At 35.9% G+C, this 13,561-nt stretch carries 12 protein-coding genes; 4 read left to right on the top strand and 8 right to left on the bottom strand.

Features of this window, described 5'->3' with window-relative positions; all coding sequences use genetic code 11:
* Positions 1-155: 155 nt before the first annotated feature.
* Positions 156-1,880 carry a GMC family oxidoreductase gene (locus VB248_RS17565; protein WP_323298120.1) on the bottom strand — a complete coding sequence of 575 codons (1,725 nt, stop codon included), beginning with the start codon at positions 1,878-1,880 and terminating at the stop codon, positions 156-158.
* Positions 1,881-2,328: 448 nt separating this feature from the next.
* Between VB248_RS17565 and VB248_RS17570 the strand changes: the two genes are divergently transcribed.
* From VB248_RS17570 to VB248_RS17585, 4 genes are all read left to right on the top strand, one after another.
* The gene (locus tag VB248_RS17570; RefSeq protein ID WP_323298121.1) at positions 2,329-2,991 is read left to right on the top strand and encodes a LamG domain-containing protein; all 663 of its coding nucleotides are present in this window, start codon (positions 2,329-2,331) and stop codon (positions 2,989-2,991) included.
* 267 nt (positions 2,992-3,258) lie between these two features.
* Positions 3,259-3,987: an NUDIX hydrolase gene (locus tag VB248_RS17575; protein ID WP_323298122.1), complete on the top strand. Its 729-nt coding sequence runs from the start codon at positions 3,259-3,261 to the stop codon at positions 3,985-3,987.
* A 17-nt stretch (positions 3,988-4,004) separates the two neighbouring features.
* Entirely contained in the window at positions 4,005-4,598 is a 594-nt protein-coding gene (locus VB248_RS17580; RefSeq protein WP_323298123.1) for a recombinase family protein, read from the top strand.
* 153 nt (positions 4,599-4,751) lie between these two features.
* Positions 4,752-5,744: an FAD:protein FMN transferase gene (locus VB248_RS17585; RefSeq protein ID WP_323298124.1), complete on the top strand. Its 993-nt coding sequence runs from the start codon at positions 4,752-4,754 to the stop codon at positions 5,742-5,744.
* Positions 5,745-5,851: 107 nt separating this feature from the next.
* On the opposite strand, the gene VB248_RS17590 is transcribed toward VB248_RS17585, so the two are convergent.
* From VB248_RS17590 to VB248_RS17620, 7 genes are all read right to left on the bottom strand, one after another.
* Entirely contained in the window at positions 5,852-6,727 is an 876-nt protein-coding gene (locus VB248_RS17590; RefSeq protein WP_323298125.1) for an Rpn family recombination-promoting nuclease/putative transposase, read from the bottom strand.
* A gap of 180 nt (positions 6,728-6,907) precedes the next feature.
* Complete coding sequence (locus tag VB248_RS17595; RefSeq protein WP_323298126.1) at positions 6,908-7,537, bottom strand: MSMEG_1061 family FMN-dependent PPOX-type flavoprotein; 630 nt, start codon at positions 7,535-7,537, stop codon at positions 6,908-6,910.
* Positions 7,538-7,723: 186 nt separating this feature from the next.
* Complete coding sequence (locus tag VB248_RS17600) at positions 7,724-8,437, bottom strand: hypothetical protein (RefSeq protein ID WP_323298127.1); 714 nt, start codon at positions 8,435-8,437, stop codon at positions 7,724-7,726.
* A 168-nt stretch (positions 8,438-8,605) separates the two neighbouring features.
* Positions 8,606-9,400, bottom strand: coding sequence for a restriction endonuclease subunit S domain-containing protein (locus VB248_RS17605; RefSeq protein ID WP_323298128.1), 795 nt, complete (start codon positions 9,398-9,400; stop codon positions 8,606-8,608).
* A gap of 522 nt (positions 9,401-9,922) precedes the next feature.
* A complete protein-coding gene (locus VB248_RS17610; RefSeq protein WP_323298129.1) occupies positions 9,923-10,711 on the bottom strand; it encodes a hypothetical protein in 789 nt (262 codons plus the stop codon).
* A 151-nt stretch (positions 10,712-10,862) separates the two neighbouring features.
* Positions 10,863-13,052, bottom strand: a complete 2,190-nt coding sequence (locus VB248_RS17615; protein ID WP_323298130.1) for a PepSY domain-containing protein — start codon at positions 13,050-13,052, stop codon at positions 10,863-10,865.
* A 14-nt stretch (positions 13,053-13,066) separates the two neighbouring features.
* Positions 13,067-13,552 (bottom strand): DUF2271 domain-containing protein, encoded by a 486-nt coding sequence (locus tag VB248_RS17620; protein ID WP_323298131.1) that lies wholly within the window; start codon positions 13,550-13,552, stop codon positions 13,067-13,069.
* Between the last annotated feature and the right edge of the window lie 9 nt (positions 13,553-13,561).

Genomic DNA, 13,561 nt, shown 5'->3' on the forward strand with positions numbered 1-13,561 from the left:
TTTTTGAAAGGGTGTTAATTGTAAGATGAGTATTCCCAGTTGTAGCAATGGCAATACTCATCATAAAGTATAAGTTAATGAAGTGAATTAAAAATGGGAGGAACAATGACATTTTTTACCATTGTTTTTCTTGATACTTATGAGATGTCTATTCTCTACAAATTCCCTCGCTTCAATTCTTTTACGGCATGGGATACTGCTCGGGCTGTAAGTGCCATATAAAAAATAGAAGGGCTCTGAATACCTGTACTGGTCATACAAGCTCCGTCGGTTACGAAAACATTTTTACAAGCGTGTAACTGATTCCATTTATTCAACATAGATGTTTTAGGGTCTGCACCCATTCTGCAACCACCCATTTCGTGAATGTCCAAGCCGGGCGACCATTTTCTATCACTTGCCTCAATGTTCTTAGCACCAGCTACTTCCAACATTTCTGAGCCTTGTACTAAGAAATCTTTCATCATTTTTTCATCATTATCATCATAATCCACAGAAGTGACTAACAAGGGAATTCCCCATTGGTCTTTTTCGGTTTTACTCAGATACACATGATTACTTTCTTTTAAAATGGTTTCGCCTTGCATATAAATATAAGTACTCCAAGGGCCGGGCTGAGTCATGGCATTTTTTAAATCTGCACCAAATTCAGCTTCTGTGTGTACTCCTCTACTTCTGCTTGCTCCCATAAATGCCATGTATCCGCCCACAAAATCAGTATCTTGTTGGTGAATATTTCTAAAATTAGGAACCATGCACTCAGACGGATTATTGCCAAAAGTATATTTATCTTCAAAACCTTCTATATCTCCGCTAATTGTACCTCTATAATTATGAAAACCAACGTATTTGCCCAAAGTACCGCTGTCGTTTCCTAAACCATTCGGAAAACGTTTACTGGTAGAATTCATTAAAATAAGCGTACTGTTCAGGGCTGAGGCATTCATGAAAATGATTTTAGCATAAAATTCTGTCATTTCTTTGCTAATACTGTCGATGACCCTTACGCCGATGGCTTTTTGTTTTTGTTCGTCATAAATAATAGAATGTACGACCGAATGTGGACGCACGGTGAGTTTTCCTGTTTTGGATGCCCACGGTAAAGTACAAGAATTACTACTGAAATAGCCACCGAACGGACAACCCCGCATACACTTATTCCGAGCTTGACAAAATGCACGACCTTGTTGTTGATGTAATGCCGTAGGTTGGGTTACGTGAGCCCAACGCCCTTGAATCATATATCGATTTTTGTACTTCGCCTTGATTTTCGACTGCATAGATTCTTCAACACAACTAAAATCAAATGGAGGTAAAAACTCGCCGTCGGGCATGGTTTCTATGCCATCTTTATTTCCACAAACACCAATAAATTTTTCTACATGAGCATACCACGGAGCGACATCGCTATAATGAATGGGCCACTCCATGCCATAACCCAAACGAGCTGGCGAAGTAAATTCAAAAGGACTCCAACGGGGACAGGCTCGTCCCCAAATCAAAGATTTTCCGCCTACTTGATAACCCCGAACCCAATTGAAAGGCTTTTCTTGGATATATGGATGGTCGGCATCTTTGATAAAAAAATGCTCGGTATCTTCACCATAGCCTGCGGCTTGGCTAATGAGTGGATTTTCTTCTAAGGTTTTGAGCGGTAACTGTTGCAAATGCTTAAATTCCCAAGTATTAAGCATGGCAGTTGGATAATCCTTGACGTGTTCAACATTTCTTCCACGTTCCAGTACAAGGGTATGAAGTCCGTGGTCGCAAAGCTCTTTGGCTGCCCATCCGCCACTGATACCACTGCCTACCACAATAGCATCAAAAGTTGTTCTTTTGCCTGTATTTACCGAAAAGTTGAAAGAATCGTCGAGTATCATGGTTTTATCTTTAAAATACTTGTTTCGCAAATTTTAAGCGACTAAAGTATAAAAAGAAGAATGATATTGTAACATTCTCTATGCTTAATTAGGGCTTTATGAAGTCATACATTGTCAGTTCATTTTGGATGCCTGAACTTGAATACTCGTTGGGTTTTTTACGCCGAAAGGGGTGAGTATAGTCAAAAAATGGATTTTAAGTGGCTCTATTTTTTATTTTCAGCCAAAACTAATTTACAATACATATTTTAGCTGAATTGAATTTTGGTATGGTAAGTGTTATGTATGGTGACAAAAAACTCAATAAAGAACATTATTGAAAACAGTATTCAAGCCTTTAAAAACACGGTTGTTTTTTAGAAAACTTTCCTGCAACTTGGGCAAGTATTGAGCCTTTTTTGAAGAAATAAAGGCGTTTATAAGTAAAAAAACATTGTTAATCTAAAAGATGAAAAATTTACAGATATTACTCTTTACCCTTTTTTTATATCAAAACCTTTTGGCTCAAACGGTCAGTTTAGAACCTAATAATTTGATAGCCAATCAAGTATCAATGTCTTTTGAGAAACTCAATGGAATAAAAGTACTAAAAGTTGTGAAAGATTCGGCGGTGAAGAAAGTAGATGAAGCCACATTTGTACGTATCAAAAATATTGATTTTCAAGAAGGAACAATTGAAGTAAAAGTATTGAGTAGATTATTAAAAACGGCTTCACCTTCCGACCGTGGCTTTATTGGTTTAGCGTATCATATCAATGCCGATAACTCAAAATTCGATTGTATTTACATTCGCCCGACCAACGGCAGAGCCGACGACCAAGTACGCCGTAATCATTCGATTCAGTATTTTTCTTTTCCTGACTTTAAATTCAATCGTCTTAGAAAAGAAAAGCCCGAAATGTACGAATCTTATGCCGATATGGGTTTGAACGAATGGATAACTATCAAAATCGTAGTAAAAGGCAAGCAAGCAAAATTGTTTCTCAATGATAACACACAACCTTCTTTAATCGTCAACGAACCTTTAGGCGAAAATACTTCAGGAGCATTGGGGCTTTTTGTAGATGTAGGAACGGAAGGTTATTTTAGAGATTTAAAAGTATCGAAGTAAAAAAAAAGACTGCTCAATAATGGCAGTCTTTTTTGATATTACTATTACTTCTTGATTGTGTGAACCGACTGGTCCACTAATTTCCATTGACCTTCAACTTTCTCTAAAAACCTTAATCATAAGTAAAGTTACTCTGTCCGTCTTTTGCCATAAAATTTGTGTTATGCCTTACCCTTGAAGCATTATCCTGTATGAGTATTTGTAGCGATTAGAAATACAAGTATTCATCTTACCTTTGTATAAAAGATTAGATAAAAATTAGCATTAATGAAGAAATTTGAGATTGAGGATTATATCTCTCAGCTTTCGATGGATTCTGTGATTTTCGGGTACGAGCAGAAAGAGTTGAAAGTATTGATTTCCAAATTCAAATTTGGACAAGATAGTTGGGTTTTGCCCGGTGGTTATATCAAAAAAACAGAGAGTATCGACCAAGCCGCCGCAAGGGTTCTGAAAGAAAGAACCAATTTAGAAAATATCTATTTAGAGCAGTTTAGGGTTTTTGGCGACGAAAACCGTATCGTGGGCAGTCCGTTCAATGAAGTAATGAAAAAGGAATTACCACTTTTCGATGCCGAACGTTTTGATGAAGAAGTAACCGCATGGATTACCAGTAGATTTGTGTGTATAGGTTTTTATGCTTTGGTAGATATTAACAAAGTACATCCGCAAAAGGGCGAATTTGATGAATTTTTGGAATGGAGAAGTTTTAAGGACATTCCACAAATGGTGTATGACCATAATGAAATTCTACATTTTGCTCTTGAGGCACTTCGCCAACATCTTGACGAAAAACTGATTGGTTTTAATTTATTGCCCGAAACATTTACGATGCGTGAAGTACAAGAACTGTACGAAGCCATTTATGATAAAGCTTTTACGCCAAGTAATTTTCAGAAAAAAATGCTCGACCTCAATGTTTTAGAGCGACTCGAAAAGAAGTTTACGGGGGCTCAGAACAAAGCACCGTACTTGTATAGATTCAAGAAAAATTAATCATCAAAAAGCCACTCATGAAAATAGGATACGCAAGAGTTAGTACTAAAGACCAAAATTTAGCCTTACAAACGGATGCCCTCAACAAAGCTGGCTGTGAAATTATTTTTACAGAAACCGCTTCGGGAGCAAAAACCGATAGGGTAGAGCTATCAAAAATGCTAAGTCAGATTAGAAAAGGCGATATAGTAGTGGTTTATAAACTTGATAGATTAGGGCGTTCGTTGAAACATTTATTAGAAGTAGTGGCTCAATTGAATGAAAAACAAGTAGGGATTCAAAGTATCAGCGATGCCATCGACACCACTACGCCTCAAGGACGTTTGTTTTTTAACATTTCAGCCTGTTTTGCCGAATTTGAACGAGATTTAATCAGAGAAAGAACCAAAGCAGGCTTGGAAGCCGCCAGAGCCAGAGGTAGAAAAGGCGGACGAAGACAAGGCATGACCAAAGAAGCCGAACAAAAAGCAATTTTGGCAGAAACCTATTACCGAGAAGGAAAAATGGGCGTTAATCAAATTGCTTTAGAAATAGGCGTTTCTAAAATGACCCTCTATAAATACCTGCGTCATCGTAAAGTATCCATCGGGGCTTATGTTCCGAAAAGTTGACAAAAATCTAATGCTTAAATAATAGCAAAAGGTAATTAGATTGAAAATTGATATTAAATTTGATGATTAATTTAAAATCAATCTAAATAAATAAGACGTTTGTGGCTTGTACGTTATTGAAATTACCAGTCAGCAGACACTTATTTTTTCCTAATGAAAAAAATACTTTTCTTTTTAGTCCTCATTGTTAGCTTCAATACTTCTGCTCAGGTACTTCGTAAAAGAGCAGTTAAACTAATGGGCAGTCGCTTTGATATTACGATTGTCGCCAACGATACTTTGTCGGCAGAAAATAATATTGATAGCGTAATTGCCGAAATCACCAGAATCGAAAACCTAATTTCCGATTGGAAAAGCGATACACAAGTATCAGAAGTAAACAGAAATGCAGGCATCAAGCCAGTGAAAGTAGATGCAGAAGTATTTGCTTTGACGGAACGAGCAATTCATTTCTCTAAAATTACAGGCGGAGCTTTTGACATTAGCTTTGCGGCAATGGACAGAATTTGGAAATTCGACGGTTCAATGAAAGCAATGCCAAGCCCCGAAGCCATCAAAAAATCAGTGGAAAAAGTAGGTTACGAAAACATAGAATTAAACAAAGAAAACTCTACCATTTTCTTGAAACGTAAAGGCATGAAAATTGGCTTTGGAGCATTGGGCGAAGGCTACGCCGCCGACAGATGCCGAGAAATGATGTTGGCAAAAGGCATCAAAGCAGGCATTGTAAACGGTTCGGGCGATATGAGTACTTGGGGAAAACATCCAGACGGCAGAGCGTGGTCGGTGGGGATTACTAATCCCATGAAAAAAGATACCATTTTTGCCATTATTCCATTGGTAAAAAGTGCCGTAGTGACCTCGGGAAGTTATGAGAAATTTGTGGTTTTCAATGGCAAACGATATGCACATATCATCAACCCCGTAACGGGCTATCCTGCCACAGGACTTTGTAGCGTAACCGTATTAGGTCCAAGTGCCGAAACCGCCAACGGTTTTAGTACTTCTATCATGGTTTTAGGCAAAAAAGCAGGCTTAAAACTCCTCAAAAAATATCCAGACTATCAAGCTATTTTGATTACCGACAAAGGCACAATTTTCTCGACACCCAATATTGATGTTTCAAAGTATCATGTGAAGGAGTAATACTATTTGCAGACTAAGTCTGAATTTTATTTATTGTTCCAAGTTTTTCAACTTGGAATAGTGGGGGCTGATTAGAACGCTGCAAACAAGTGTTTTATACTATTTCATCATTGGCTATCTGATAATTCTTTTTGAACAAAAAGTACGAAGTCAATTGTCACATTATTGTCTTCTGCAATTTCTTCAATACTGAGTTTTCCACGCTTCAATGCTTTGGTCACAGCTTCTATTATAAGTGTTCTTTTAGCCTCTTCTATTTTTTTATTCTCATTTTTGACAGCCAGAGCATTCGCTGAAATTGCCATTTCGTAGGCTAACTTTTGTTCAGGTGTCATGTTACGGATGTCCACCTCTGAAATAGCCTTTTTTAACCAATCTTCGTTCCAAAAGGTTGGGAACTGTGATGTTTCGGTAACTGTATGTAAGTTTTGCATTGTATAAATCAGTTTATCCAAATCGGTTATTACTTCATTTTCATCCTTTTTGAACTTGTCAAGTTCTACCGTTACAAACGCCATTTGGTCGTCAATAGTTTCATTTTTTATGTTACGAAGGATGGCAATATTATGATAATCAGTAATTTGAGGAAAAATGCTTTTTGCTAAAATACCAATACAGTAAATCCTTGGTAGATTTTCAAATTTGTATTCGCCTTTTTTTACTAATGTATTGAAGCGATGTAATGCGTAAAATTTCATACGTTGAATAAACTCTGGGTACTCACTCAACTGCATTTCAACAATAAAATGATTGTCGTTTTCATCAACACAAGCAATATCATAAATTCCACTTCGACTGTCGATAGTGATTGCAGAAATGTCATTTTTGACAAACTCAACCGATTTTATTGGTACAGGCGAATTTATCAAGGCTTGTAAAGCCTTTTTGAGAAATGTTGTGTCTGCCTCATTTCCAAATGTTGCCTTAAAACCATAATCCGAAAGGATTGAAATAAATCTGCCGTTCTTGTTGTAAATGTCCATGACGCAAAATTATGTTATCTACACTTAAAAAGAAAGTTGTACTAAAGCCCCATCTTTGCAACATATTTACTGATTCAAGCCAGTGGCTTGGATTTTTTAAAATTTTAGTTTCAAAACAAATATTAGATATAGGGGTATAAGTGACGCTTTGCTTAACACTTGTATCTGTAAGAGATCGTTTTAATACAAATTCGTTTTTTCGTCATTTTTTATCAAATCATCCATTTCTTCCAATGTGATGTCAAGTTTAGTATGTTCTACCATTGATTTTGCTAAAGAAGGAACAGAAACCTTAGTTGAATTACTATTGTTATTCCATAGCTTTGACCTAATCATACATTTAGAACAGTGCATAAATGCTTCTTTGACTTCTACAATGATAGCAAATGATGGTAGTTTACCATCACAAATCAATAACTCTAAAACCTTTTTATCTGTAACTATTTTAGCCGTGCCGTTTACCCTCAATGTTTCTCTAACGTCTGGAATCAAAAAAATCAAACCTATGTTCGGATTTTGAAGTATGTTAGTAAAAGTATCAGCTTTCTTATTTCCGGGTCTATCAGGAATAGATAATAATTTATCAGTTAATATTTTTACAAAGCCAGCAAGGTCTCCTTTAGGTGATACATCAAAATTGCCATTCAAATCAGAAGAAGCAATAGTTATAAATGGAGAATTTTCAATAAAGCTTCGGCAATTCTCATCAATATAATTGATTGTTTTTCGAGTAACTATTTCGTTAGGATGTCCTAAAATAGCTCGAAGTTCTTCTTCTGTTGTAACAACATTTTCAAATGACCAATCCATAATTTTATTTTGTTGCCTACTCTAAATGGTTTTCAGCCTTCCCCTTTTTAACTTAAAATTAGTTTTAAAATTTAGTAATATTAAGAAATGTATAAGTGATATTTACTTGATATTCGTATCAGTTTGGTAACCCTTATTAGCGGTAGGCATTTTATACCGTTGTCCGTGTCTTCACGGACAATAATTTTAGCCCGTGGAGACAAGGGCTACGGCAACAGCTTTGTCAGCATACATTCTTGAATATTTAAAGTCATCAAAGTCTGAATAAAAAGTCGTGTTAGGATAATCTTCTTTTTCTTTTTTATTTGTCCAAGTTAAATGAACTAATGCAAATTGCTTTTCAAATTTGGGTTTCCTAATTTCAAACAAAACATCGTCATTTCTTTGGTCGTGGCAAAAAGCAGAAAATTCACTGTCAAACAAAATGTGTTTCTCAGGTTTTCTGATAATGTTAAGGAATGATTTCTCATTTATGCCTAATTCCTTTTTTAGTTCGTCTTCAAATGCAATTTTCTGTTCTATCTGTAATTCGTTCCAAGGTTCTTCAACAAAAGGTCTTGGAGGGTTAGTTTGTAAAAAGTCTTGAAGAATTTTATTGTCTACTCCTGCTATATCAATACGTTTAGGTTCGTTAGGTAGTTCTTTAATGTCGCCAATTGTATAGCCACCTTGAGGAAGGAGAAAAACTCCATTTTCTAATTGAACATTTAGTCGCAAAGAATACCACTTTTGACAGTCTGGTTTATTTGTTTGCCAAAATTCCCAAACATATTTCTGCATTTTGTCAAAGTATATTTCTGTCGGAGTAAATTCTCCGAAAATTTCGCCCATACTTTCGTCACCGACTTGTAAATCTGTCGTCCCAATAAGTTGTCTATGTGAGAATATTTTTGCTTTCAAGTTGTCTGTCTTTTAGCCTTGCCCATAACGGTTCGGGACTTTGCGTTCGGGTGGGAAATCGAAGCACAAAAGCTGGTTTTATTACTAAAGTTCAATTGAAAAACTGCAGTTGAATTTTGCACTTCCGCCCACCTGACGCAAAACCATTTTTAGCTGCTGGTAATTTTTTTAAATTCCAAAGTGTTTAATTATTTGATTAAAACATTCTAAATCCGACTTGTCAAAACCTTTATCATTTTTTACTGCAAGTCCTACGTGAACGGCTTTATTTCTTTTGCCTTGTAAATCTGTCAAATGAGTTACAGGAATATTAAATTCTTTATCAAGTTTTAATAATTTAATATAGGTAATCATTTTTCCCAATCCCAAACTTCTGTCGTCTTCTAATTTTTTTTTGTCAATGTCTTGTTCCAATAACACTTGATATAAAATTGCTTCCGTTACTGCACCTGCTAATATTATTGCGGTTGCATATCTTTCATTTTTAACATTTAATAGGTAGTCGTTGTAGAATTGATTTATTAAGTCTTGAAATATAGAATTTTCTTTTTTAATTATTACTTCTGTTGCTTTTGTTTCTACATAGTTGTGTGAAGGAACTGGAATCAAAATACCCTCAATTATTTTTCTTGGTATTCTTAAAAAAACCGTCCCAACTAAATAAGTGCTTAAATATTCTCTAACTTCTTTCAAACTTAAATACCAATGCAAGTAATTAGGTGTAATGTTTTTACTCTTTGCAAATTCATTTAAAATTAAAGGCGTTGAGAATCCTTTGTTTGGCGTTTCTTTTTCTAAAATTTTCAGTCTTAATTGAGTGTCACCCGAAGCCATAATTACAAGTGTTCCTTTTGGAATATTTTCGCCTGTTTTTATTTTTTCAATAAGCTTGTCAATTTTAAAAGTTTTATTTCCTTTAAATTTTCTGTCTAAAAAGCTATTTAAAATTGGGTCGTTTGTCATTTGTAGTCTCTCGGTTTGCTTGTAGTTAACTCGCTAATATGCGAAAGTTTTGTCGTACTTTTTGTATTGTTTTGCGTTATTACTACTGCTGGTTGTGCTATTTATATCCTAATGCTGTGTAATTGGAAACGAATAACAAACACTTCTCCTAAAATACGCCTTTACCTTCTAAGATAAAAACTCAACAATAGCTTTCTTTCTCAGAATTTATTAAACGGTATTTTCCTTCCTCCAACTTGGAGCAACAAAATGCTACACTTAAATTCCTTCCTCCAACTCGGAGCAACAAAATGCTACACTGAAATTCCTTCCTCCAACTTGGAGCGACAAAATGCTACGCTGAAATTTCTTCCTCCAATTCGGAGCGACAAAATGCTACGCTGAAATTTCTTCCTCCAATTCGGAGGAAAAAAAAGATAGACTGAATTTCCTTTCTGCCATTTGCAGTGAAAAAAATAACCCTTGTCATTATGGTTACTAACAAGGGCTAAAAAATCTCAAATCATTCAATCACTCATTCGCTCAATAACTCAGCCATTTCTTCAAACGGAAAACAATGCCTATTATCAAGACTATGATACAAACTTCTGTGTATGGAATAATCGCCATTGAGATAGGGTCTGCTATGTTTTCTCTTTTGATAGTAATGCCAATTAAAGCCCAAATGACTGCCATCCCATAAAAAATATTATTACGAATTACTACCACAAAAAGGGCAATGACTGTGCCTATGATAATCATGGTAGTAGTCCAATGAAATTCAGATATTCCCCAAGCTTGCCATTTGATACTGACTAAAAAAGCGGTGATATTGGCAATGGTTGCAATGGAAATCCAACCCAAATATATCCCGAAAGGGGCATGGACAAGCCATTTTTCTTGGGTATTGTATTTAGCATTTCCGATACCAACAGCAATACTTGTATGGAGTAGTGTAGCCAATAAACAAAACATTATCAACACCGATAAACCCATCAATTGCCAATGCCAAGCAAAAAGCCAAGCGATGTTGAGCAAACTGCTTTGAACAAAATAATTGCCTAAACGCAAAACCCAAGGAAACACTTTTTCGCTTACCGTCTTACTAAAAAGTGCCACTACTTGTATGCCCATAAATACCAATAACCAAGTGTAAATTACGCCCCAAATGGAAAAAGTAATGCCGGCTGGCACAAATAAGTTGGGATACATATCTGATAATTGTCCCGGCGTATGTCCGTTCAAAGGCAAAGAATTGGCTAAAGTATTCATTACCAAAACAGCTATAAAGGCAATTAAATTGATAATAATAAGCAAATTGGGATTTTTCATGTCGTGTTGGTTAATGAATTTTCTTATTATTGTAAGATGGGAGAAAATAAGTTTGTTTATGTAAACCTGTAAAGTCACAGCTTTGTTTGAACCCAACAGTCATGCCATGAGTATTGATAAAATCACTAATTCACAATTTACTTAATCACCATTAATAACAGTCCATCAAAATCTGTCCATGCGATTGGAAGTAGCTTACACTTTTTCCAATTTTTTCCTGACAAATAGTATCCAGTACTTCAACTACATCTTTTTGCATCGCCAGCGAGCCACAAATCATAATGACACCTTTGTTTTGTAACACTTCGGCAAATTGTTCGGTATCTCGTTTTACTAAATCGCCCACATATTGTTTCGTTCCTTCTCTGGATAAAGCAATATGCAGTTGTTGTAATTGCTGATTTTCTTGAAATGCTTTGAGTGATGCTTGGTAAATTTCTAAAGAAGTATGAGTACGGAAACCGCAATAAAGCTGTAAAGGAATCTGCTTTTTATTTTGACTAATCATACCCAGAAAAGGAGCAATGCCCGTTCCGTTACAAATCATCATGACAGAACTTGCTTTTTTAGGAAAATGGAAAGCTTTATTCCTTACAATTTTGGCTGAAATCGTTTCTTCCACATTCAAATTGTACAAATAATTTGAGCCTAAACCATTGGGATGAAGTTTAACACTCAACTGAATTTCTTTGTCAATCAATCCAATCGAATACAATCTTTCTCGGTGGTCGTTGGCTGGATAAATCGCCAATAAATCCCCAGAAGTAACTTTTACTTTTTCTTGTGGAGTAAGGCGAAGCATAAAAGTATCTTCCGAAAAAGTATCTTTTGTATGGTGAAGCACTTTTAAAGTACTTAGTTCTTCTGCTTTAGGACTTTCAATTTTCAAAGAAATAGGCAAGTTTGTTTGCTGTGTCCAAGCCTCAGCCCATAAACCAAAGTCGGCTGGGGATTTGTCGGCAACGGTATGAATGCCGACCAAAGGTTTTGCCCAATTTTGCTGATTCAATAATTGATTTACTTCAAAAGCAAACTGACAAAAATCTGGATAAGCGTGCGAACCAAAGCCTAAAACTGAAAAACGAATTGGATTTGGTTGTGGATATTTTGTGAGTAATGAAGCAAATTTTTGGGCATTGGTCGGAGCGTCGCCTAAGCCATAAGTGGCTGTCATTATCAATAAATGTTCGGCTTTGGGATATACTCGGTACTGATTCATTTCAGCTAAAAATGATTTTTCACCGCTTTGAATCAACTGTTCATGTACCGACGAAGCAAACTGTAAAGTACTTCCGTTTTCAGAACCTACCAAAATAATAAATTTACTTTCTTCGGCACTGTACTTGTTTTTGATGCCTTTTGCTTTTCGTTTAAAAGTAATCGCAAAGCCAGAATAAATAAAAAACAAAATGTTGCAAGAAGCAATTGCTAAAACAATTGCCCACAGAAAACCCGTTCTACCCGTATGCAAATCAAGACTAAGATTAGTCAATAACTGAGCCGTCGGATACTGTTTTTCTGCCAAAATTTCACCCGTAATTTGGTTGACCGCCAATTCTCTGTCTTTCAATTTGAAAGTATAATAATCTTCTACGTCTTCCGAAAAAGGAAATTCTATACTTTCTACTTCCGACAGTTTGGTGTTTTTAAAAATGGCAAAATCTTCGGGCTTTTGTGCTGGCGAAGATTTGATGGCATCAAAGTCTATGTCTAAAGATACTTTTTCACTTTTGATAAGCTCAAATCTTACCAAAGAAAGATACGTTCCCGTCAGAGCAATTATTAATATCGGAATCAGCGACAAGCGTCCTAATACTACGTGATAGTATTGAGCAAAATTTTCTTTGACGATTTTGGTAAAAAATCGCTTTACGCCTCTTTGTCTTTGAATGATAAGTATCGTTCCCGAAATGCTAATAAGGAGTAATAAAAAAGCCGTTAAACCAATCAGAAAACGCCCCGTTTCGTGGATGAAAAGAGAGCGGTGTAAATCGGTTGTCCACTGAAAAAACTCATTTTTGGGCGAAGGAATGCCCAGTACTTTGCCATTAAGCGGATTTACATAAACTGCTTTATTGTTGCCGTCGATATTACTGCCTTTGATGATGACCGATTGATGAGCATCCACACTTAACTCGCTAATGTCAGGATATTTCTTTCTTAATTGTGGAAGCGTCTGTGATAAAGTAATACTTTTAAAGTCAGCAACTTGATGTGTATTTACTGTATCGACGATAGGTTCAAAAGCAAGAATTACACCCGTTATTGAAGCCAGAGCAAGGAATAAAAAAGAAGATACAGCCAGTATTAAGTGGCTGTATCTCCAGATTGAAATTGTCATAGATTGATACCTGATTAGTTAGCACTAAAACGCACGTAGCGGATATACCCTGTGCCTTCGCTTTTAGCAGAAAGCCCATCCGTAGTCAACGGAATTTCAAGGTCTTTTACATAATATGGTTTGTCTTCAACCGCACTTTCAAAGCGTAATTTATAGTTTGAATTCAGTTTTGAATTTTCAATTTCAAGTTCTACCACACTTCTATCGCCACCTGCTGCCGAAGCACCCGTAATAGCACTGATGTTACTTGGTTTTTTCAAGTAAGCTTTATGCCATTCTTTGAGGGTTTTGTACCATTTTTTATCAGAACCCAACACGTACAAAGTTTTGTCGTAACCACCTTTTGAGTCCACGATAGATACCACGATGTATGCTCCTTCGCCCATGTAATTGGTCATCTGAATCATACATTTGTACTTAGTAGTTTGTGCTGAGGAAGTAAAGGATTGAACAAGGCTTAATAGCACAACAAAAAAGCCAATTTTACAGAAATTACGCATGTGTTATTG

Source organism: Arcicella rigui (assembly GCF_034929435.1).
GTDB classification, from domain to species: domain Bacteria; phylum Bacteroidota; class Bacteroidia; order Cytophagales; family Spirosomataceae; genus Arcicella; species Arcicella rigui.

What these genes read in the sequence shown, in the direction of transcription:
- VB248_RS17565 (WP_323298120.1), bottom strand. Translation starts at nt 1,880, where the DNA reads ATGATACTCGACGATTCTTTCAACTTTTCGGTAAATACAGGCAAAAGA.
- VB248_RS17570 (WP_323298121.1), top strand. Translation starts at nt 2,329, where the DNA reads ATGAAAAATTTACAGATATTACTCTTTACCCTTTTTTTATATCAAAAC.
- VB248_RS17575 (WP_323298122.1), top strand. Translation starts at nt 3,259, where the DNA reads ATGAAGAAATTTGAGATTGAGGATTATATCTCTCAGCTTTCGATGGAT.
- VB248_RS17580 (WP_323298123.1), top strand. Translation starts at nt 4,005, where the DNA reads ATGAAAATAGGATACGCAAGAGTTAGTACTAAAGACCAAAATTTAGCC.
- VB248_RS17585 (WP_323298124.1), top strand. Translation starts at nt 4,752, where the DNA reads ATGAAAAAAATACTTTTCTTTTTAGTCCTCATTGTTAGCTTCAATACT.
- VB248_RS17590 (WP_323298125.1), bottom strand. Translation starts at nt 6,727, where the DNA reads ATGGACATTTACAACAAGAACGGCAGATTTATTTCAATCCTTTCGGAT.
- VB248_RS17595 (WP_323298126.1), bottom strand. Translation starts at nt 7,537, where the DNA reads ATGGATTGGTCATTTGAAAATGTTGTTACAACAGAAGAAGAACTTCGA.
- VB248_RS17605 (WP_323298128.1), bottom strand. Translation starts at nt 9,400, where the DNA reads ATGACAAACGACCCAATTTTAAATAGCTTTTTAGACAGAAAATTTAAA.
- VB248_RS17610 (WP_323298129.1), bottom strand. Translation starts at nt 10,711, where the DNA reads ATGAAAAATCCCAATTTGCTTATTATTATCAATTTAATTGCCTTTATA.
- VB248_RS17615 (WP_323298130.1), bottom strand. Translation starts at nt 13,052, where the DNA reads ATGACAATTTCAATCTGGAGATACAGCCACTTAATACTGGCTGTATCT.
- VB248_RS17620 (WP_323298131.1), bottom strand. Translation starts at nt 13,552, where the DNA reads ATGCGTAATTTCTGTAAAATTGGCTTTTTTGTTGTGCTATTAAGCCTT.